General features: G+C 54.6%; 23 protein-coding genes and 2 rRNA genes. 12 read left to right on the top strand and 13 right to left on the bottom strand.

The genetic code is table 11. The features are described 5' to 3' along the window. Window positions 1–12: 12 nt before the first annotated feature. From B7L15_RS02890 to fliR, 8 genes are all read left to right on the top strand, one after another. Window positions 13–1,389 (top strand): flagellar hook-length control protein FliK, encoded by a 1,377-nt coding sequence (locus tag B7L15_RS02890; RefSeq protein WP_176243621.1) that lies wholly within the window; start codon window positions 13–15, stop codon window positions 1,387–1,389. A 166-nt stretch (window positions 1,390–1,555) separates the two neighbouring features. Then, entirely contained in the window at window positions 1,556–2,032 is a 477-nt protein-coding gene (gene fliL, locus B7L15_RS02885; protein WP_085917550.1) for a flagellar basal body-associated protein FliL, read from the top strand. A 21-nt stretch (window positions 2,033–2,053) separates the two neighbouring features. Further along, complete coding sequence (gene fliM / locus B7L15_RS02880; protein ID WP_085917549.1) at window positions 2,054–3,109, top strand: flagellar motor switch protein FliM; 1,056 nt, start codon at window positions 2,054–2,056, stop codon at window positions 3,107–3,109. After that, window positions 3,106–3,645, top strand: a complete 540-nt coding sequence (gene fliN / locus B7L15_RS02875) for a flagellar motor switch protein FliN (RefSeq protein WP_085917548.1) — start codon at window positions 3,106–3,108, stop codon at window positions 3,643–3,645. The genes fliM and fliN overlap by 4 nt, the downstream gene beginning before the upstream one ends. A gap of 71 nt (window positions 3,646–3,716) precedes the next feature. Then, window positions 3,717–4,094 carry a flagellar biosynthetic protein FliO gene (gene fliO / locus B7L15_RS02870; protein WP_325073203.1) on the top strand — a complete coding sequence of 126 codons (378 nt, stop codon included), beginning with the start codon at window positions 3,717–3,719 and terminating at the stop codon, window positions 4,092–4,094. Window positions 4,095–4,141: 47 nt separating this feature from the next. Further along, window positions 4,142–4,870, top strand: a complete 729-nt coding sequence (fliP, locus tag B7L15_RS02865) for a flagellar type III secretion system pore protein FliP (RefSeq protein WP_139839345.1) — start codon at window positions 4,142–4,144, stop codon at window positions 4,868–4,870. 25 nt (window positions 4,871–4,895) lie between these two features. Then, complete coding sequence (fliQ, locus tag B7L15_RS02860) at window positions 4,896–5,165, top strand: flagellar biosynthesis protein FliQ (protein ID WP_085917545.1); 270 nt, start codon at window positions 4,896–4,898, stop codon at window positions 5,163–5,165. A gap of 4 nt (window positions 5,166–5,169) precedes the next feature. Continuing rightward, window positions 5,170–5,961, top strand: coding sequence for a flagellar biosynthetic protein FliR (gene fliR / locus B7L15_RS02855; RefSeq protein WP_085917544.1), 792 nt, complete (start codon window positions 5,170–5,172; stop codon window positions 5,959–5,961). A gap of 108 nt (window positions 5,962–6,069) precedes the next feature. Here fliR and flgL read toward each other — a convergent pair whose 3' ends face one another. The 11 genes from flgL to flgB all read right to left on the bottom strand — a co-directional run bounded on the left by flgL (window position 6,070) and on the right by flgB (window position 16,765). Next, window positions 6,070–7,329: a flagellar hook-associated protein FlgL gene (gene flgL, locus B7L15_RS02850; protein WP_085917543.1), complete on the bottom strand. Its 1,260-nt coding sequence runs from the start codon at window positions 7,327–7,329 to the stop codon at window positions 6,070–6,072. 17 nt (window positions 7,330–7,346) lie between these two features. Then, on the bottom strand, window positions 7,347–9,287 hold the full coding sequence (gene flgK / locus B7L15_RS02845; protein WP_085917542.1) for a flagellar hook-associated protein FlgK: 1,941 nt from the start codon (window positions 9,285–9,287) through the stop codon (window positions 7,347–7,349). 63 nt (window positions 9,288–9,350) lie between these two features. After that, window positions 9,351–10,382, bottom strand: coding sequence for a flagellar assembly peptidoglycan hydrolase FlgJ (gene flgJ, locus B7L15_RS02840; RefSeq protein WP_085917541.1), 1,032 nt, complete (start codon window positions 10,380–10,382; stop codon window positions 9,351–9,353). Further along, window positions 10,382–11,458, bottom strand: coding sequence for a flagellar basal body P-ring protein FlgI (locus tag B7L15_RS02835; protein WP_176243626.1), 1,077 nt, complete (start codon window positions 11,456–11,458; stop codon window positions 10,382–10,384). Before B7L15_RS02835 ends, flgJ begins: the two co-directional genes overlap by 1 nt. A 95-nt stretch (window positions 11,459–11,553) precedes the next feature. Next, entirely contained in the window at window positions 11,554–12,243 is a 690-nt protein-coding gene (locus B7L15_RS02830; protein ID WP_085917539.1) for a flagellar basal body L-ring protein FlgH, read from the bottom strand. A gap of 25 nt (window positions 12,244–12,268) precedes the next feature. Continuing rightward, complete coding sequence (flgG, locus tag B7L15_RS02825; protein ID WP_085917538.1) at window positions 12,269–13,051, bottom strand: flagellar basal-body rod protein FlgG; 783 nt, start codon at window positions 13,049–13,051, stop codon at window positions 12,269–12,271. 30 nt (window positions 13,052–13,081) lie between these two features. Further along, the gene (locus B7L15_RS02820; RefSeq protein WP_085917537.1) at window positions 13,082–13,840 is read right to left on the bottom strand and encodes a flagellar basal body rod protein FlgF; all 759 of its coding nucleotides are present in this window, start codon (window positions 13,838–13,840) and stop codon (window positions 13,082–13,084) included. Window positions 13,841–13,869: 29 nt separating this feature from the next. Further along, on the bottom strand, window positions 13,870–15,162 hold the full coding sequence (gene flgE, locus B7L15_RS02815) for a flagellar hook protein FlgE (protein ID WP_085917536.1): 1,293 nt from the start codon (window positions 15,160–15,162) through the stop codon (window positions 13,870–13,872). A gap of 36 nt (window positions 15,163–15,198) precedes the next feature. Further along, window positions 15,199–15,888, bottom strand: coding sequence for a flagellar hook assembly protein FlgD (locus B7L15_RS02810; RefSeq protein WP_085917535.1), 690 nt, complete (start codon window positions 15,886–15,888; stop codon window positions 15,199–15,201). Window positions 15,889–15,891: 3 nt separating this feature from the next. Further along, window positions 15,892–16,302, bottom strand: a complete 411-nt coding sequence (flgC, locus tag B7L15_RS02805) for a flagellar basal body rod protein FlgC (protein WP_066318863.1) — start codon at window positions 16,300–16,302, stop codon at window positions 15,892–15,894. Between the two features lie 28 nt (window positions 16,303–16,330). Further along, a complete protein-coding gene (flgB, locus tag B7L15_RS02800; protein WP_085917534.1) occupies window positions 16,331–16,765 on the bottom strand; it encodes a flagellar basal body rod protein FlgB in 435 nt (144 codons plus the stop codon). A 184-nt stretch (window positions 16,766–16,949) separates the two neighbouring features. Here flgB and flgA point away from each other — a divergent pair, with 184 nt between their 5' ends. The 4 genes from flgA (at window position 16,950) to B7L15_RS02780 (ending at window position 19,329) form a co-directional block, all read left to right on the top strand. Then, window positions 16,950–17,681 carry a flagellar basal body P-ring formation chaperone FlgA gene (flgA, locus tag B7L15_RS02795; RefSeq protein ID WP_085917533.1) on the top strand — a complete coding sequence of 244 codons (732 nt, stop codon included), beginning with the start codon at window positions 16,950–16,952 and terminating at the stop codon, window positions 17,679–17,681. Between the two features lie 87 nt (window positions 17,682–17,768). Then, window positions 17,769–18,044: a flagellar biosynthesis anti-sigma factor FlgM gene (gene flgM / locus B7L15_RS02790; protein WP_085917532.1), complete on the top strand. Its 276-nt coding sequence runs from the start codon at window positions 17,769–17,771 to the stop codon at window positions 18,042–18,044. Between the two features lie 3 nt (window positions 18,045–18,047). Next, window positions 18,048–18,497 (top strand): flagella synthesis protein FlgN, encoded by a 450-nt coding sequence (locus B7L15_RS02785; RefSeq protein ID WP_085917531.1) that lies wholly within the window; start codon window positions 18,048–18,050, stop codon window positions 18,495–18,497. 91 nt (window positions 18,498–18,588) lie between these two features. Further along, a complete protein-coding gene (locus B7L15_RS02780; protein WP_085917530.1) occupies window positions 18,589–19,329 on the top strand; it encodes an SDR family NAD(P)-dependent oxidoreductase in 741 nt (246 codons plus the stop codon). Window positions 19,330–19,400: 71 nt separating this feature from the next. Here the strand turns inward: B7L15_RS02780 and rrf are convergent. Both rrf and B7L15_RS02770 read right to left on the bottom strand, forming a co-directional pair. Then, window positions 19,401–19,516: ribosomal RNA gene (rrf, locus tag B7L15_RS02775) — 5S ribosomal RNA — on the bottom strand. A gap of 148 nt (window positions 19,517–19,664) precedes the next feature. Next, window positions 19,665–21,158 (bottom strand): 23S ribosomal RNA (locus B7L15_RS02770); the annotation flags it as partial.

The following is a 21,158-nucleotide window of genomic DNA, read 5'->3' as shown; positions in this document are numbered from 1 at the left end:
GGGGAACTGAGCATGAATATTCACCAGTTGCTATCAACGACGCAAGGTCAAGCGACCAGCAGCCAGCAAGGCAACACGACAACAGCTGACAGTGCGCGTGGATTTTTTCAGCAAGCGCTTTCCCAGGCGTCTGCTTCGCCTCATCAACGCCTTGCCAGTGCACAGGTTACCTCCCCCTTAAACCAGGCAGGCAATAGCCCGATGGATAATGGTCAGCCTACAGAGGCAACATCGCTGTCGGCCTGGCTGGAATCACTTGGTTTAGATATTAGCCCTGAGGCCCTGGAGGCACTGGTGGCACGCTTTGCCTCGGACGGTGGCGAGTCAATGCCTGAGGAAATGACCCGCCTTGATGCTTCCGAGAGCCTGGATAACGCCACACTTGATGAAATTGCCCAGCGCCTCGCGCTAATGGCAAACTTCAGTAATACCGCCAGCGAGTCCCAACAGCTCCCGGGCAACGAGGGAGCGGCGCCTACCGCCACCGAGCTTGCCGAACAGCTAGGCATTGAGGAAGGTGAAGCAGAGCAATTGGTGAGCCTGCTCAGTGCCTTTGCTAACTCTCAGGGCCAGACAGCCAACACGACCGATACCCGGCCATCCGGTGCATCGCGAGGACTGAGCGATATCGCACAGGCACTAGGTACTTCGCCTCAAACGGCTGACGCGAGCAAGGGCTCGCGAGCGGAGAGCCTATTAAGCCAGGTCGACGCACGGTCAGCCTCTCGTCAAGGTCCGGACACCTGGGTGAATGCGCTCGACACCTCAGGACGCGCGGCTGACGGAGCTGCCAAAGCCAATCTGGTTTTGCCCACAACGTCCTCGGAAACACTGCTCAACACCCTGTCGTCGAATAACGCCGCGCAATCCAGCGGACAGGCGTCCGCACAAGCGACTAGCGGTCAGCCAACACCGACGAACAGCCTGGGTAGCGCTGCTAACCCGGCCCCTGCCGCGGTCAACACCCCGGTGACCAGCCCCGCCTGGCCGCAGCAACTAGGTCAGCAGCTCGTCCAGTTCGCCCAGCGAGGGGGAGACCAGCTTGTGCAAATGCAACTACATCCCGCCGAGTTGGGTGCTCTCTCCATCTCCTTGAAGTTTGGCGAACAAGGCGCCCAGGCACACTTTTTATCCAGCCACGCCCAGGTTCGCCAGGTCATCGAACAGGCCATTCCCCAGTTGCGTGAGGCGCTGGCAGAGCAGGGTATTTCGCTTGGCGAAACCTCGGTTGGCGAGCAGCGCGAATCAAGCGAGCAGGATTTTGCACAGCAGCAGGCTAGCCCGGGTGGCCAACCCGGCACTGAAGGGGGCGAGGAAGGTAGCGGCTTGGCGCCAACTACCCTTAATGCGCCCATCACAATGGATGGCAGAGTTGATCTGTACGCTTAACCTGATAATTCGCCAGGACTACACGTCTTCCGTGACCATTCAAATGGCACTTGGAAGCTAAGCCAAAAGATAGGCTTGCCAAGCGAGCCTGTTCATTTCATCACTAGCATGCGCTTTAGGCATAATGCCACGTTAACGCCACGCATGGAGATTACGGGAACGACCAATGGCTGAATCAAGCGGCGGACCAAAAAAACTACTTTGGGTCATGATCATTTTAGTACTGCTCTCCTCTGCCGGTGCAGCAGCCGCCATTTATATGGTGCTGGATGAGCGTGATGATGATAATCCGGAAGCCCCCTCCGAGGAGGTTGTAGAGTCAAAGCCACCGGTATTTCTGACCATCGAGCCCTTCACCGTTAATCTGGCTGATGATCGTCATGGTACACGCTTGTTATATGCGGGCATTACGCTTCGCGTGGAAGATGAAGCTACCCGGGAGTTACTGGAAACCCATATGCCACAGGTACGCAGTCGGTTACTGACGGTATTATCGGGTCAGGAGGCCGGCCAGTTGACATCCTCAGAAGGCAAGCAGCAACTAGCCGCCGCCATCAATGAAAGGCTGAGCGAGCCTTTCGACGAGAACCAGCCACCGCCTGAGCTGCGTGAAGTGCTGTTTACTGAATTCATTGTGCAATAATTTCGGGAACTGGAGCCGTTCATGTCGCAGGACGATCTACTGTCCCAGGAAGAAATTGACGCCCTGCTGAAAGGGGTCAGTGGTGATGACGAGTCATCAGCTTCCTCGGCCCAGTCGCAGGATGAATCAAGGATACGGCCTTACGATCCATCCACGCAGCATCGCGTTATTCGCGAGCGACTGCATGCTCTGGACTTCATTAATGAGCGCTTTGCACGTTACTTCCGTACCGGCTTATTCAACTTGCTCCGGCGCAGCGCTGACATAACGGTTGAATCGGTTCGTTACCAGAGCTTTAGCGATTTTTCGCGCAATGTGCCCGTGCCAACCAACCTGAACATCGTCTCGATGCGCCCGCTACGTGGCTCTGGCCTGATTGTATTTCCGCCTAATTTGGTTTTCATGGTGGTCGATAACCTGTTTGGCGGCGACGGACGCTTTGTCACAAAATCGGACGGGCGCGAGTTTACCAATACCGAGCAGCGCATCATCCACCGACTGCTAGGCTTGGCCATTGATGCCTATCAAGAAGCCTGGAAAGTCGTTTATCCGCTGGACATCAGTTTCTTGCGCTCGGAAGTACAGTCAAAATTTGCCAACATTACCAACTCACCCAATGAAATCGTGGTGAACACGAAATTCAATATCGAGGTGGGCAACCTGTCGAGCAATTTTCAGGTCTGCATGCCTTACGCCATGATCGAACCGCTACGCGATCTTCTGGCGAACCCGATCAACGATAGTAACCACGATCAGGACGGCACCTGGTCGCGCCGGATGGCAAGTGAGTTACGCGAGTCGGAAATCGAGTTAGTGGCTGAGTTTGCACAAATACCCAGCCGTATTTCCCATGTCATGGGACTCAAGAAAGGCGACGTACTACCGTTGGAAATTCCCTCTACGGTTACCGCCAACGTTGATGGCGTACCCGTGATGGAGTGCGAGTACGGTAGCCAGCGTCAGCAGCGTGCCTTGCGTGTCAAGCGCTTGATTGATCACGCCGCCATGAACAATGTACCGTCCAACGACTTTGCCAAAGGGTCGACGCGACAGAAAGCCAAGGAATCTAAAGCATGACGGATCCTAAGAAACCCGATCAGAACATCTCTGACGACGACTGGGCATCTGCCATGTCGGAACAGGAGCAGGAAGAAACCGCTGCCTCATCCGAGGCCGCTGACGGGGAGGATGAAGATCCCTGGGCAGCGGCGATGGCAGAACAGCAAGCCGTCGAAGAAGAAGCCTCAGCAGAAGAAGAAAGCGCAGCCGATGAAGCGCCCGCAAGCGAAGCCAAGGCGGCCAGCGACGATGTTTTCCGTCCGCTGACCCAGGAAGGTGGCGCCACGCCTTCGCGCGATCTCGAAATGATCATGGATATTCCGGTCAAGCTGACCGTTGAGCTGGGGCGTACGAAGCTGACCATCAAACAGCTGCTTGAACTGGCGCAAGGGTCGGTGATCGAACTCGACGGGCTCGCCGGTGAGCCCATGGATATCCTGATTAACGGCTATCTGGTGGCTCAAGGGGAAGTCGTTGTTATCGAAGACAAGTATGGCATCCGTATCACCGAAATCATTACGCCGTCTGAGCGCATTCACAAACTGAACCGATGAGCAGTGAAGCCGCTTCAACACAAAATGGGTCGCTCGACGCACTAAGTAGCGGTGGAGATTCCTTGATTGGCATGGCCATGCTGGGCAAGACAGCCGCGGCGCTGGCGCTGGTCATTGCGATCATTTTGCTGTGCACTGCATTGCTCAAGCGCCTCGGCAATGCCAAACGCGCTGGCGGACAGCTTCAGCTGATTAGCAGTATTGCTGTAGGTAATCGTGAACGCGTGGTCATCGTGCAGGTTGAGGATACGTGGTTGGTGTTAGGCGTCGGTAGTGGGCGAATTAACAAACTACACGAGCGACCGGCACCAGCCACACCGCCAGCTGAGACACCTCAGGCACCATCCAGCTTTGCCAAGCGATTTGCCCAGGCACTTGCACACAATGTGACCCAAAAGCGCCGCGGCCAAACGCCCTCACCGACCTCTGATACAGACCGAACCCCATGAGGATTGAAACCTTGCGTCAGCCGCATTATCAGCGGTGGCGGTGGCTCATTGTTATTGGCTTACTGCTGTGCCTCTTGCCGGTCATCGGTTATGCGCAAGAGCTGCCCGGTATCACGACCCAGCCGCTTGAAGATGGCGGCCAACAGTGGTCGGTTTCTCTACAAACGCTGTTATTTCTAAGTTCGCTGGCGTTTCTGCCCTCCATGCTGCTCATGATGACCAGCTTTACGCGCATCATCATTGTGCTGAGCTTGCTGCGCACGGCCATGGGCACTCAGGCGACACCACCCAACCAAGTACTACTGGGCATCGCGCTGTTCTTGACGTTTTTCATCATGTCGCCGGTGTTGGCCCAGGTCTATGACACTGCCTGGGTGCCGTTAAGCGAAGAAACCATCAACTTTGAAGAGTTTTTGCGCCTTGCGCAGGTGCCGTTTCGTGAGTTCATGCTGGCCCAGACCCGCGAGCCCGACTTGGCCCTCTTTGTTCGCCTGGCGGACGTCGGCCCTATGCAGGGACCTGACGATTTGCCAATGCGCGTTTTACTGCCGGCATTTGTTACCAGCGAGCTTAAAACCGCTTTTCAAATCGGCTTTACGATTTTTATTCCTTTCTTGATTATCGATCTGGTCGTTGCGAGTACGTTGATGGCACTGGGCATGATGATGGTTCCGCCGATCACCATTTCGTTGCCATTCAAGCTGATGCTATTTGTTCTGGTCGATGGCTGGCAGCTGATTGTCGGATCGTTGGCTGAAAGCTTCTACATGATATAGCCGTCATTACGACGATGGAGGCCGAATGACCCCTGAAATGGTCATGACGATTGCGTATCAAGGCATGCGAGTAACGCTGTTTCTCGCAGGCCCCATGTTGCTTGCTGCCCTATTTACCGGCTTGATCATCAGCCTTTTTCAAGCCGCGACGCAAATCAATGAGATGACGCTGACGTTCATCCCCAAAATTCTGGCGGTTTTTGCCGTCCTGGTGCTAGCGGGCCCATGGTTTCTTGGGCTGATCACCGATTTTACCCACCGCTTATTCACCAATATTCCCAGCATGGTGATGTAAGCCAATGGTTGAGGTCACCTTTGCCCAGCTACAGGCATGGCTGGTGGCGTTTATCTGGCCGTTTGCCCGCATTACCGCCTTCATGGCGGCTTCACCTCTGTGGGGTCATTCCAGTGTACCCAACCAGGCCAAGGTAGGCCTCGCGGCGGTCGTTGCGGTGGTGATCGCTCCGATCCTCCCTCCCATGCCAGACGTACCGCTGATGTCCTGGGCTGGCGCCGGCATCATGGTCGAGCAAATCCTCATTGGCATCGCTATCGGCTTGGTCATGCACATTGTATTCGCCGTGGTTCAAGCCGCCGGGGAATTTATCGGCCTGCAGATGGGGTTGGCATTCGCTAGCTTTTTTGATGCCGCCAGTGGTACCAACATCATGGTCTTATCGCGGATTTTATATATGGTCACGCTGTTGATGTTTCTTGCTCTGAATGGCCATCTGATGGTGCTGGAAACGCTGGTGATGAGCTTTCAGAGTCTGCCCATAGGCATCGGCACGCTTAATCCCAACGCCTTCGAACTAATGGCCCGCTACGCGGGCACCATATTTGCCTCAGGGATGCTGCTGGCCCTGCCACTGGTCGGCTCACTGCTGGTCATTAATCTGGCGCTGGGAATTCTGAACCGATCCGCTCCGCAATTGACGGTGTTCAATATCGGTTTCCCGACGTCATTGACGGTAGGACTCCTGCTGATGATGGTGCTGATGACGGATCTTGAGCGCTTTTTACAACGTATTTTCAGCCAGGGGATCGACTTCATGCAGGGTTTGATCGACACCCTCGCACCGTTATCTTGAACTTTTAATAAACGGCTCGCACCATGCAAAAAGCCCCTTGCCATCAATGACAAAGGGCTTTTAATTAACGTCAACAGAATTTCTGTCGCTCAATTTTCCGGGTTTACGTTACAGGTAGTCAAACAGCGACATACCCTTCACATCAACAAAGGCTTTTTGAGAAGCCTGCAGGCCTACCTGGCGTAAACTATATTCAGAGATTGCTTCGTTATAGTCGAGGTCGACCAGATCCGACAATGTCTGTTCATAGTTGAGGCTACGGTTATTGCCCACCGCGTCAATCACATCGAGCTCGTTGAGGCGTGCGCCTGCTGATGCGCGCACGGTTAGAACGTTATCCAGCGCATTGTCCAGGTCACGCATCGAGGTATTGAGCGTGTTGCGTAGATCAGCCTTGTCCGCGTCGTCCTGAACGGGGTTTTCAAGCACACGAATCGCTTCTTCCATGGTGCGGAACAGGTTCGGTTCGCGTTGATCGCTACCCGCCTGGGCTACCAGAATTTCATCCCCCACCGCTGGCTCGCCTTCCAGGTCAACATTTACCCCGCCGAAAGAAACATTCATACCTGGAATGTAGGCTTGATCGGTAAAATCACCATTATTATCGGGATCGTAGGCAACCCAGCTTTCGCTGCCCTCGTCATAAGTCTCGATGCTATAAGTAGGGTTGTTCCCAGCATCCTCATCGAACTGAATGCGATAGCTATCACCATAGCCGTCGTCATTGACATCGCTGACCTGCGGACCACCAAACGTCACATTGCCAGCGTTATCGTTATCCGCTTCAGCCACGTAGCCTGCGCTGCTGGGCACACTTTTGAAAATTGATTCACCGTTTTCATTGACCGACATCAGGCGTGATGCATCGACTCGCTGTTCACGCGTATTGCTATCACCTTTATATTCCACATTGCCATCGGCATTTTTGACAAATGGCGGGTTGCTATCATTATAGCCACCGAACAGATAGCGTCCGTTACCGTCGGTGGCATTAGCCTGGCCCAGCATGGTTTCGTAGACGCCTTTGAGCTCGCTGGCGATCGAATCGCGATCGACATTGCTGAGCGTGTCGCTGGATGCCTGGATCAGCAACGTCTTGGCGCTGGTAACGGCGTCGCTGACACTGTTGAGGATGCTTTCCGTCTGGGCAAGCGAGTTACGCGCTGAGGTTCGGGAATCGGCGTACTGCTCGGTGACCGCCTTGGCCTGGTCAACACCAACGGCGCGCGAGGCTGCCTGAGGGTCGTCGGAGGGATTCACGACGCGACGACCACTTGCAATCTGCTGACTGACTTTCAAAAAATCGCTTTGCTGGCGATTCATTGACGCCGTGCTTTGATCAAACATGGTAACGCTGCTAATACGCATGACTGTCTATCCTCGAATTAACCGCGTAGATTCAGAATGGTGTCCATTATCGTGCCGGCCGTATCAATAACGCGGGCGTTGGCCTGATAGAACTGCTGATAGCGGATCAAGTTGGCGGCTTCTTCGTCCAAATTGACACCGGACTCGGACTGCTGCACCGCGGTTAACTGATCGGTAAGTCCTTGCCGTGCATCCAGGTTCACCTCGGTAATGTTGGTACGATTACCTACATCACTGACCATCGAGCCATAGGCCCCACTCACCGTAGCGCTTCCGCCAACGACATTCTGGCTTTGCAGGTCCTGCATGGCCAAGGCATTGCGATTATCACCGGTATTGGCTGTTGCTTGGGATAACGTTAGCGTTGAATCTGTGCCAGCGTCATCAATAACAAAGCTAACGCCGTCGACTGTTATTTCATCACCGTCTGAGAACGTAGCGGCCGTTCCACCAGTCGCATCCGTTTGGACAACCCCTGCGTTAAGGGCTCTTTCTTCTCCATTAACGAGTACGTTACCTGTAAAGCCATCAATCGTTAACTCACCACCAGCGAGATCAAATTCCAATTGCTCACCTGTGGAATTGGTTAATGCATTATCCCCCGTCACCCGGAGATCGCTGATCGCCATCGTTCCCGCTTGCTCAAACTCGAAACTACCCGCCGCAATCTTGTCAAGATCGCTGATATTGGCTTCCATACCGGCCCCAGCACGGCGTACGGGCTGGATTTCAAATTGATCACCGTCAACTGGTGCTGGCGTATCGCTAAATTCGATAGTGATACCACCGAATTTTAATTGCTCATCGTCGTTCCAGGCGTCCTGATCAAACTCGACTTCCTGGCCGTTATCGTTGCGTGTCACGACGGGGTTAGCGCCGTCAAAGCTGACAGTGTAGTCCGTCGCGCGAAGCTCGTCGGCGCGACTAGCGTCGAATTCGGCAGAGGTAATAGTGGCATCGCTGTTAGACTCATATCCATAGGTCTGGGGCGCGCGAATATTGAAAAAATTCTCGCCCTGTTCACCATTGAGATCGACGCCTTGTTTGTGTTGCTCATTCATTGCGGAAGAAAGCGACACTGCCAGTTGCCCGATCTGGTTCTGAGTCTTGTCCAGAGTTTCCTGGCGGAAGTTCATTAATCCGCCAAGCGAGCCGCCCGTCACCACGTCTTCATCCAACTGTGAAAGATTACCGCCGCCATCCCGGTAGCCGATGACGGTCCGCTGCGGATCGTAATCAGCTTCCATGGTTTCCAGTTGAAAAGAATTGGTGCCGGTAACCAATGGCTGGCCATTGGGTAAGCTGACGTTGTAGGTTTTGCCATCCTGGATATTCAGGCGCAGGTCCATTCGCTCGTTCAGGTCGGAGACGAGCTTATCCCGCTGGTTGAGAAGGCTGTTGGGAGCTTCCCCAGTACGGGCCCGGGCTAGGGCAATCTCTTTATTGAGGCCGGCCACTTGCTCGGTGGTGTTATTGATCTGGGTAACTTCGTCTTTCAGTTGACTGTTGATATTGGTCTGCATGTCCTGCAAGTAGCTATCGAACGAGCGGAACTGTGCGCTTAACGTTTCAGCGTTACCCAATACACCCTGCCGAGCCGCCGGGTCTGATGGCGAACTTGCCAAGTCCTCCAGCGAGGAAAAGAAATTTTGCATCAGCGGCGCTAGCCCCGCGTCGCGATCGGCGAGCAGGTTATCGATCTGGGTCACCTGGTTGTAATAGGTCTCCAGAGCGCTTGACTGCGTCTTGGCACTGTTGAGCTGTTCCGCCACGTATTGATTGAACTGGCGTTCGATATCGTTGACCTGAACACCTGATGTCCCCGCGCTGCTCTCACCCAGTTTGGTTATTTCACGGTTGTAACCAGGGGTGTACACGTTGCTGATATTGTTGCTGGTCGTGTTCAGCGCGTTTTGCGCCGCGTTCAAGCCGCTTAGCCCAACAGAAAACATGCTCATGGTTCGATTCCTTTAGCCGATATTTTTATGATCGGCAGCGCGGTACAAAACTTGAATGATGATCTAACGTGAATCCGCCAGGAAGTCACCGGCATCCGGCATTGGCCCCAGGGTGTCCATCACGCTCACCAGCTTTTCAGCATAGCGGGGGTCAGTTGCATAACCGCCACGCTGCAACTCACGCGCCGCCAGTTCGGCTGACGGCGCCTGTGTCACGCCCGCGTAGCGAGGGTTATTGCCAATCAGGTTGGCATAGTCGGTAAACGCATGCTCATAGGAATCATAAACACGGAAGGTATCGACAATTTTCTGGCGACGCCCATCTATGTATTCGTGCGTCACAACATCCGTTGTGTCGCCATCCCAATGCCCGCCAGCCTTGATGCCAAAGACGTTATGACTATTCCTGCCATTCTGAGTGGCAATTTCATGCTGCCCCCAGCCTGTTTCCAGCGCAGCTTGGGCCAGGATCAATTCAGCGGGAACCCCAGTGGTACGGCTAGCAGCTTGAGCTGAAGGGGCCAATGTGCTCATAAACTGATCAACGTGGGGCAATTGCCCTGTCGCTTGACGCTGGGCCTCGGGCTGCACAGGGGCTACTTCCCCTCTCTGGCCCTGACGTACAGCATCCAACTCAGCCAAGAAGTGACTTTCCGAGCTCGCTTCGGGAACGCGCTCGTCACCAGGATTAAGCGGGCTGTCCAGAACCCGAGGCGTACCTCTTGGAATACCCGCGATCAATGCCTGCATTTGTTGATCACTGGTGGAGGACGTTCCTCCCCCTTTAGCTACCAGGCCTTCCCGCTCCAACTGCTGAACAAGTGCATCCGCAAGTCCAACGCCTCGTGAAGCAATCACCTGTGACCATTGCTGGTCCAGTATCTTTTGGTAGCTATCGGTCGCACTACTGTCCATCAGGCCAGACGTCGGGATCGCATCGCGCATGCTTTTCATCATCATCTGCACGAATAACGCTTCAAACTGTTGAGCGGCTGACTGTACGCCAGCTTCCGGATCCATCTTCGCCGTGTGCTGCATCCGCTGAAAGCCTTGTACATCAAGCGCAAATTGACTGCTCATATCAGTGGCATTCATCAGATGATCTCCAGCTCTGCACGTAGCGATCCCGAGGCCCTTAATGCTTCAAGAATCGACATCAAGTCCTGAGGGGTGGCGCCGAGGGCATTGAGTGCGTTGACAACTTCATTCAGGTCTGCCCCCTCGACCACCTGCAGGAAGGCTTCCTGCTGCTCAATGTCGATATCGGTATCGGGCACCACCGCTGTTTCCCCTTCGCCGAAGGGATTGGGCTGGCTGACGCCAAACTGGGTATCGATCATGATCGAGAGATTGCCGTGGGCGACAGCCGCTTGACGCAGCGTGACCGCGCTGTTCATGACCACCGAGCCGGTCCGCGCATTGAGGACGACACGCGCAGGCGCCTCCATCGGGGTCACATTCACGTTCTCAACCCGGGCCATAAAGTTGACGCGCTCGTTATCGTCTACTGGGCCGTCTAGGGCGATCACCCGGCCATTGCGGCCGTAGGCGACCGACCGACCAAATTCGTTGTTGATGGCGGTTACCATGCGCTGGACGGTGCCAAAATCAGCGTCATCCAGCTGTAGCTCCAGCATGCCGCCGTTGCTACCCAGATTGAGCGGCACTTCCTGCTCGACCAGACCGCCGTTGGGGATTCTGCCCGTTGCCTGCTGGTTGATCTGTACGCTACTCCCTCCGGCTTGTGCCCCCGCACCGCCAACCAGCATGTTGCCTTGGGCAATGGCATAGGTATCGCCGTCGGCGCCTTTCATTGGCGTCATCAAGAGGGTGCCGCCACGCAGACTTCGTGCATTGGCAATGGAGGAAACCACGACATCAAGCCGCTGACCCGGGCGGGAAAACGGCGGCAGGTCTGCTGTCACCATGACGGCAGCAACGTTACGCAACTGTAAGTTGGTGCCAGAAGGGACCGTCACGCCCAACTGCGACAGCATGTTGGTCAAACTCTGGCTGGTAAAGGGTGCCTGGGTCGTCTGGTCACCAGTGTTGTCCAGCCCCACCACTAACCCGTAACCTACAAGCTGGTTATCCCGCACACCGGCGAAGCTCGCCAGTTCGCGAATACGCTCTGCTTGAACAGGCATGGCCAGTAGGCAAACCAGCCCCATGATACCAAGTTGCCAGATCCGTTTTCCCAGCGCGTGAGGCGTTATACGTTGCATGTGATTGACCCGCATATTGTCGACCGTCGTGTCAGGCGCGATTAGAAAGGCGAAACGTTGAGGAAGAAGCGCTGCAGCCAGCCCATGTGTTGCGCTTCGTTAATGTAACCATCCCCCACATACTCAATCCGCGCGTCGGCGACCTGGGTAGAAGGAACGGTATTTTGCCCGCTGACGGTACGAGGGTTCACCACGCCCGAGAAGCGAATAAACTCGGTACCCTGATTGATGGCAATCTGTTTCTCACCGCGTACGCGCAAGTTACCGTTGTTCATGACTTCCAGTACCGAGACAGTGATGGTGCCGGTGAATGAGTTATTGGCCTGAGAGCCTCCTCCGCCTGAAAAGTCGCTTTCACCATCAACCTCAAAACCATACTCGGCCAGTGTTTCCAGGGCATCCGGTAGTGCACCAAACTCCAGACTCGCACTGCCATCGCGATCGGCATTGGACGTCGAGTTTTTGCTGGCACTGACCTCTTCATCAAGAATAATGGTCAGAATATCGCCAACGGACCTTGGGCGGCGGTCTTCAAATAACGGCTGGTAACCCCGACGCGCCTGGTAGATAGAGCCATTGGGAACCGGCGGGGGGCGATCGACAATATTGATCTGTTCCTGTTCGCCCACCACCGACGCCCTGGGTATTTGAGCACAGCCAGCGACCACCAGCAGAAAGAACGCCAGCCCTGCCAGCGCAATGCTTCGCAAACTACAATGTCGTTCCAGCATGAACCCAACCTGTCAGTAAACGTCGTTACAGCTGACCTAAACGCGCCAACATTTCATCGCTGGTCGAAATGGCCTGGCTATTGATTTCGTAAGCGCGCTGGGTCTGGATCATGCTGACCATTTCTTCGACCACATTGACGTTCGACGTCTCTACGTAACCTTGAAACAGGCGCCCAGCGCCGTTCATGCCCGGCATATTCTGATTAGGCACACCGGAAGAACCTGTTTCCTGATAGAGATTGCCACCCATGCTTTGCAGACCAGCGGGGTTAATGAAGGTGGCGACGTTAATCTGACCAATCTCATTGGCCTGATTGTCCCCCGGCTGGCGTACGCTAACCGTACCGTCTTCGCCCACGCTCACCGAGAGCGCGTTTTCCGGGATGAAAATCGCAGGCTCAATGGGGTAACCATTGGCCGTGACCATCTGGCCATTTTCATTCAGTTGAAAGCTGCCATCACGCGTATAAGCAGTATTGCCATCGGGCAAAAGTACCTGGAAGAAACCATCCCCATTGATCGCCAGGTCGCGGGAGTTTTCGGTTTGCTCCAGGCCACCCTGAGTGTGCAAGCGCTCTGTGGCGACCGCACGCACACCGGTCCCGACCTGCATACCGGATGGCAGGCGATCCTGTACATTATTCTGTGCACCTGGCTGGCGCATATTTTGGTATAGAAGATCTTCAAATACCGGGCGTGAGCGCTTGAAGCCATTGGTGCTGACGTTGGCCAGGTTATTGGAAATCACATCCAGCTTGGTTTGCTGAGATTCCAGACCGGTTTTGGCCGTCCACAAAGACGAAATCATAAAAAAACCCTCTTGGCTGACAACAGTTTATCAGCCCTGAATCGATAACATGCTGTTGGCGCGCTGTGCGTTTTCGTCCGCCGAGCTCAGCATTTTCATTTGCATATCGTAGCGGCGCGCCGCGTCAATCATTGTCACCATGGCGTCAACCGCGCTGACGTTACTACCTTCCAGTGCGCCACTGACCAGTGTCGCGTCTTCATCGGCTGCTAGTGCCCCCGGCTCGCCTTCTTCATTCGGGGGGGCGCGGAAGAGTCCGTCTTCACCGCGGGTGAGTTCACCCTCTTCTGGCGTCACCAGCTTGATGCGACCGACATTCACCAGGGCTTCTGGACCCTCGCCCTGGGGAATCGCACTGATGGTGCCATCGGCACCAATGGATATTTGCGCCCCCTGAGGTAGCGCGATAGGGCCTCCGTCACCCACCACCGGCCGACCAACGCTCATCAAGATACCGTCGTTGTCGACCTGGAGGTCTCCACGCCGCGTATAGGTTTCAACGCCTTCGCCGTCCTGCACGGCCATCCAGGCATCCCCCTGCATGGCGACGTCAAGCGTGCGGCCCGTAAAATCAACGGGCCCCTGAGAATAGTCGGTACCTGGTGTGGTGGTCACGGCAGACGTGCGGGTAGGCAGCAAGGCGTCACCTTCCACAGGCACAGAGCGCGCAGCCTGCAGTTGGGCGCGGAAACCCGATGTGGCAACGTTCGCCAGGTTATTACTCACCACCGACTGCTGGTCCATCGTATGCTTGGCGCCGCTCATGGCGGTATACAGCATTCTATCCACGACCTTGCTCCCTTAAATTCCGTCAGCCGTTACAGGTTGATGATGGTCTGCAGCAACTCATCCTGGGTACTGATGGTCTGCGAGTTGGCCTGGTAGGCACGCTGGGCGACGATCATGTCGACCAGTTCCGCGGCCATGTCCACATTGGAGGTTTCAACCGCGCCAGGCTCAATAAGACCGCGCTGGCCAGTGCCCGGCGCACCTACCAATTCCTGGCCTGAGGAGCCGGTAGCGGTCCACAGATTTTCGCCATTGGGGCTCAAACCTTCAGGGTTACGGAAACTCACCAGAGCAACCTGGCCAGCCGCGCGCGATTCCTCGTTGGAGTAGTTGCGCATGATCGAGCCGTCGTCTTCGATGGTCACACCCACCAGCGAGCCAGAGGTATAACCATTCTGAGACAAGTCATTAACCGTAGAGCTATTGGCAAACTGGGTGGTATTGGCGAAATCAATCTCGATCTGCTGACTGGTCAGCGTATCGTTAAATTCGCTGGCACCTGCGCCTAAAGCATTGCCATCTGCGTCAGTTATTTCGTTTGGAGCATCCAGATCAATCTCAAATTCATTAAAGTTATTATTGAGACGACCATCCGTAGTGAAACCAAAATTTGACCCATTAGCGATGTTAGTAAAACCATAATTCGGTGCACCTTCAGGGCCGCCGGACATCCGGGCGTCTACCCGCCATTCATTAGCCGCCGTCTTGCTGAAGTACATGGTCAAATTTCGCGCATTACCCTGAGAGTCGTAAATCGTGCCGTTGGTCGAATACGAATACTGACTTGAATCCAAGCCGTTGGCGATCTCTTGGGCAGAAGGTGCAGCAGCTAGCACTTCTTCTTCAGCATCCAGATTAAGGGAAACATCCAGCTCAGTGGTGGCACTTGCTGCAATATCTCCAGCATCAACGCTAAGCGCTTCAACGTCACCGCCGCCCTGGATATTGCCCTGATCATCCGCCGGGTAACCCATGATCTGTGCGCCCTGGGCGTTTACCAGGTCGCCGTTGGCCGTCATGGTCAGTTGGCCATTGCGCGAGTAGCCGATTTCGCCGTTGGGCTGCTGAAAGCGGAAGAAGCCTTCGCCAGCAATCGCCAGGTCCATATTGCGGTTCGATGATTCGATATTGCCCTGGTTGAAATTCTGCAGCACGGAAGAGGTTCGTGTACCCAGACCAATGCGCGACTCAGCGTACACATCGGCGAACTGTACGCTCGAGCTCTTGAAGCCGACCGTTTGCGAGTTGGCGATATTATTTCCGACGGCACCCAGCTTGTCTTGCTGGGCATTCAGGCCACTTAACGCTTGTGAAAAACTCATGATAGTCCCCTGCTAAATCGATCAATAAGTAATGGTTCAGAGAATTTGTTTGACTTGATCAAGTGTCACTTGGCCGTATACAGCACCGAGGTCAAGGCGAACTTCTTCACCCGATTCGGCGGGCGTCACACCCTGAACGAGCGCATAATTGAGCGCTTTGGATTCAAGTGCTTCCCCTTCGGCATTGGTCGCTTTAAAGCTGACGTTGTACGACCCCTCAGCGACGGCAGCTCCGTCATTATTCAGGCCACCCCAGCTGAACGACTCGACGCCCGCACTAACACCCTCAATGTTCTTGGTATAGACGACTTCACCGGCATTACTGGTCACGGTAATCTCGACATTATCCGCTGGCTTATCCAGCTCGATACCAAACGGGGTGGCATAGCTGTTGCCGTCTTCATCAGTGTTGACCTTTACCTGGTTACCCGGTACCAGCACGGCATTACCGATTAACCCGGAGGCTTGTAACATTTGAGAAGCATCCATCTGCTTGGTAATGCCACTGAGGGTATCGTTCAACTCCTCAATGCCGCTGACCGTATTGATCTGAGCCAGTTGGGACGTCATCTCCGCATTTTCCATCGGATTCATCGGGTCCTGATTTTCCAACTGGGTAATCAGCAGGGTCATGAAACTCTCACGCAGCTCCGCCGACTGACTGGCCGGCATTCCGCTAGAACCACCGCCGTTGACATTGCTAAGTACACTTGTATCGATATTCATGGTTTACCCTTCACCCAGCGAGAGTGTTTGCATCATCATCTGTTTACTGGTGTTAAAGACCTCGACGTTGGCTTGATAAGAGCGTGAGGCTGAAATCATGTTGACCATCTCATGAACCGGTTCAACATTGGGCTTGGCGACGTAGCCATCCTCGTCTGCAGCGGGGTGGTTGGGCATGTACTCAAGCCGTAGTGGCGAATCATCCTCCACGACCTCAGTGACACGCACGCCCCCCACGCCATAGCGTGAATTATTGGCTTGGGATTCGAACATGACCTGCTTGGCCCGATACGTCTCGCCGTCTGGACCTGCCACGCTATCGGCATTGGCCATGTTGCTGGCGGTGACATTCATGCGCTGCGACTGAGCACTCATGGCGGAACCTGCGATATCAAACGCAGAAAACATTGACATAACTACCTCCTAACCGGTTCGGGCCAGTTTATTCTGGCTGCATGGCCGTTTTTAGCCCTTGAATCCGGCTATTCATTATCGTGAGAGCTGCTTGATAGCGAACTGCATTGTCGGCGAATTGCGAACGCTCACGGTCCATTTCAACGGTATTGCCGTCCAGGCTGGGCTGGCTTGGGGTCCGGTAAAGCAGATCCGCATTATTACCGGCCGTTCGTGCAGGCCCTTCGCCGGCCAGATGCCGATCCGAGGTCCGCGACAACGCCAGGCCCCCGCCATCATTGCCCTGTGCACGCTGACCGCCGTCAACGGCTTTTTTCAATTCGCTGGCAAAGTCGATATCCCTGGCTTTGTAATTCGGGGTATCGACATTGGCAATATTCGCCGCAAGCACTTCATGCCGCGCCTGACGCAGCCCCAGCGCCTGCTGGTGGTAATTCAAAGAAGCTTCTAATTGGTCGATCATGCCAACCCTCGCTTACTGAGAGGCAAAATAGGATTTGTTGATGGTGGAGAATACGCCGACGCCTGTCAGCCTAAAGCATGAAACAACCTTCGTTTCACCCAGCATTTCTCGTGATAACCATCGGGCTTTTTCGTTAGAATCATGGTTAACTTATATCTGCCTCTTTCGTTGAGCACCCGCCTCCATGCGTCAATTGTCGCTTAATTCTGTACCAATCCCTCTGCTACGTTGGGTGTATCGCCTGCTTGTGGTCAGCCTGGCGGCATTGGCGGCCCTGCCTTTCGCCAACGCGTCAGATACCAAGCATGACGCGCTAATGGAAAGCGTGCATCAGTTCCTCTATAGAGAAACACAGGCGCTGGGTAACGAAGTGGTTATCAATCTGCGCCCCCCTTCTCCCCACCTTTCCGCCTGCAACAACCCCGACCCGTTCTTGACCAACCCGAATGAGGCACCACTTGGACGCGTTTCCGTGGGGGTTCGTTGCGGCACCGATAGCCAGCAAGTTCGCTATCTGCAGGCAGAAATCGACGTCATCGGCAGTTACACGATTGCCGCTGTCAACATCGAACGCGGCCGTCAAATCACTCCTGACATGCTGGGCGAAAAAACCGGCAATCTAGGCGACTTACCCCCACGAGCTATCACTCAACCCGATGACATCGTGGGTAAGGTCGCCCGCCAACCAATCGCTAGCGGGACAACGATTCAATCACATTTCATTCAGGCGCCTCTTCTCGTTGAACGAGGCCAGCGGGTTAAGGTCATAGCTGAAGGAGATTCTTTTCGCGTATCCCGCGAAGGGGAGGCTCTCAATAATGGCGCTATGGGCGAAGAAGTCAGAGTGCGCTTTGGTTCTCGCGAAGTGATGTCCGCGCGTGTGGTCGAGCGCGGAACTCTGATGGTCGATTTTTAATTAAATGGCTAAAGTTTCACCCAACGACGCCGATAGTCCACGTAACACGCGCATCGCGCTCTAAACGTTGACGATGAGGCACACAACGTGAAAATTGATAACGTCAATAATCAGCCACTTCGTTCCAATTATGCCCAGCAGCGTGATGAAACCCAGAAGGCGGCGAATTCAGCATCTACCATGTCAGGTGCTGAAGCAGAGGGCTCAACACGCATCAGCACGATGAGCGCCGACGAATCGCATGATATCGACAGCGCGAAGGTTGAAAGCATTCGTGATGCTATTCGTGATGGACGCCTGGAAATCCGGGCTGATCGTATTGCTGATGGTTTGATTGCCAATCTTCGAGAAACCCAGGAGTAATTTATGAGCCTCGCCAGCTTGTTGACCGATCAGCAGCAGCGCCTTGATGCGTTGATATCACTGCTGGGCAACGAGCAGACTCTGCTAACTCAGGGGGACATCGACGGCAATGCGCTGGCTGACGTTGCCCATCAAAAACAGCAATTGCTCACTGAGCTTGAGCGTATTGAAACCCTCCGGCGTAGCGTACAAAAACGCCTAGGGTACGAGGATGGTGCTCAAGGTGCCAAAGCTGCCGCTCGCGATGCTAGCTGCACTGACACATGGAGCCGCTTGCTCGAAAAAAGCGAACGTGCCGCCCGCATGAACGCGTTAACAGGTGAAATGCTTTCCCTTCGCATGAAGCATAATCAAAAGATGCTTGATTATATTCGGCAGATTGCTGAGAAGACGCTTTACAACCCGGATGGTCGTAATTCAGCCCAACCGGGTCGTATCAACGCTTCAGCTTGAACAATACTTGTATCAAGTGCCACTAAAACTAGACAACCCCTCTGCAAGATACTTCAATAGGTAACATTACGTTCCCTTATGGAGTAGCTGCATGCTTCCTTTCCTACCCGAAAAGTTTACTGCTGTCGTTATCGGCGCCAATGGCGGTATTGGCAACGCCATCGTTAACACCTTGCTAGGCAATAGCCAGATAGGGCGTCTCATAGCGGTTAGCCGTGCACCTTTTCATTCAAATCACCCTGACGTGGAATCCGTGGTTGCTGATGTCTCGACATCATCTGGGCGTGAAGTCCTATCACAGCACCTGGATGGCCGACCTATACATCTTTTGTTTAATGCGATGGGGATACTTCACGACCAGGCAAGTGGTATCCAGCCTGAAAAACGGCTTGAACAGCTCAATGAAGACACCATAGCCCATGTCATGCACATTAACGCAGTGACACCAGCGCTTTTGCTCTCGTCACTAAAACCGTGTTTACAAGGTAAGCATCCTTCGATCATCGCCAGCCTGTCGGCTCGTGTAGGTTCAATTGGAGATAATGGCTACGGGGGCTGGTATAGCTATCGAGCCAGCAAGGCGGCTCACAACATGTTGATGAAAACAGCTGCCGTCGAGCTTTCACGTCTTAACAAGCAATCTATCGTGTTATGCCTTCACCCTGGCACTACCGACACAACGCTTTCAAAGCCTTTTCAAGCGCGTGTTCCCTCCGAAAAGTTATTTCACCCTGCCTTTGTTGCCGATCAATTGATCAGCGTAATAGCCAAGCGCACACCTGAGGACACCGGCAGCTTCTGGGACTGGGCGGGCGAACCTATTGAATGGTGATTGTTTATTTTTCTTTCACACAAACAAAAACCCCCGAGCACGATGTGCTCGGGGGTTTCTGCGGTATAGGTGCCTGACGATGACCTACTCTCGCATGGGGAGACCCCACACTACCATCGGCGCGAAGCGGTTTCACTGCTGAGTTCGGCAAGGGATCAGGTGGTTCACGCTTGCTATGGTCGTCAGGCGTAACTTTAAATGGATATCATGCTGATTCTTTACAACGTGTCTTGTGGCGTCTCTCACTGGCTGATGGATCAGCTCAGCGCGTATCCGGTTCTCTGAGTGCTTCCACACTCGTCGTTATCATCACGACCAGACCCCTTGGGTGTTATAGGGTCAAGCCTCACGGGCCATTAGTACACGTTAGCTCAACGCCTTGCAGCGCGTCCACACCGTGCCTATCAACCAGCTGGTCTCGCTGGGCCCTTCAGGAGGCTCTAGGCCTCAGGGATGTCTCATCTTGAAGGGGGCTTCCCGCTTAGATGCTTTCAGCGGTTATCCCGTCCGCACATAGCTACCCGGCAATGCCACTGGCGTGACAACCGGAACACCAGAGGTGCGTCCACTCCGGTCCTCTCGTACTAGGAGCAGCCCTTCTCAAACATCCAACGCCCACGGCAGATAGGGACCGAACTGTCTCACGACGTTCTAAACCCAGCTCGCGTACCACTTTAAATGGCGAACAGCCATACCCTTGGGACCGACTTCAGCCCCAGGATGTGATGAGCCGACATCGAGGTGCCAAACACCGCCGTCGATGTGAACTCTTGGGCGGTATCAGCCTGTTATCCCCGGAGTACCTTTTATCCGTTGAGCGATGGCCCTTCCATACAGAACCACCGGATCACTAGAACCTGCTTTCGCACCTGCTCGACGTGTCTGTCTCGCAGTCAAGCACCCTTATGCTCTTGCACTCATTGCACGATGTCCGACCGTGCTGAGGGTACCTTCGTGCTCCTCCGTTACGCTTTGGGAGGAGACCGCCCCAGTCAAACTACCCACCACACACTGTCCTCGATCCGGATAACGGACCTGAGTGAGAACGCCAATGATGCCAGGCTGGTATTTCAAGGCTGGCTCCACCCGAACTGGCGTCCGGGTTTCTAAGCCTCCCAGCTATCCTACACAGGCAACATCAGCGTCCAGTGTGAAGCTATAGTAAAGGTTCACGGGGTCTTTCCGTCTAGCCGCGGGTACACCGCATCTTCACGGCGATTTCAATTTCACTGAGTCTCGGGTGGAGACAGCGTGGCCATCATTACGCCATTCGTGCAGGTCGGAACTTACCCGACAAGGAATTTCGCTACCTTAGGACCGTTATAGTTACGGCCGCCGTTTACCGGGGCTTCGATCAAGAGCTTCGCCTTACGGCTAACACCATCACTTAACCTTCCGGCACCGGGCAGGCGTCACACCCTATACGTCCGCTTACGCGTTAGCAGAGTGCTGTGTTTTTACTAAACAGTTGCAGCCACCTGGTATCTTCGACCGGTTCTCGCTGAAGCCGCGAGGGCTCTCACAATACGCCGGCGTGCCTTCTCCCGAAGTTACGGCACCATTTTGCCTAGTTCCTTCACCCGAGTTCTCTCAAGCGCCTTGGGATTCTCACCCTGACCACCTGTGTCGGTTTGGGGTACGGTCGCACATGATCTGAAGCTTAGAGGCTTTTCCTGGAAGCGTGGCATCGATGACTTCAACACCGTGGTGTCTTCGTCTCGTCTCTCGGCCTTGAGCGCCCGGATTTACCTGAGCCCTCAGCCTACCGACTTTCACCAGGACTACCAACGCCTGGCTCACCTAGCCTTCTTCGTCCCCCCATCGCAATC

It is taken from the genome of Halomonas sp. CSM-2 (assembly GCF_002119345.1).
Classification (GTDB): domain Bacteria; phylum Pseudomonadota; class Gammaproteobacteria; order Pseudomonadales; family Halomonadaceae; genus Vreelandella; species Vreelandella janggokensis.
The sequence above is the reverse complement of the archived record's forward strand: the minus strand, read 5'-3'. Positions and strand labels throughout refer to the sequence as shown.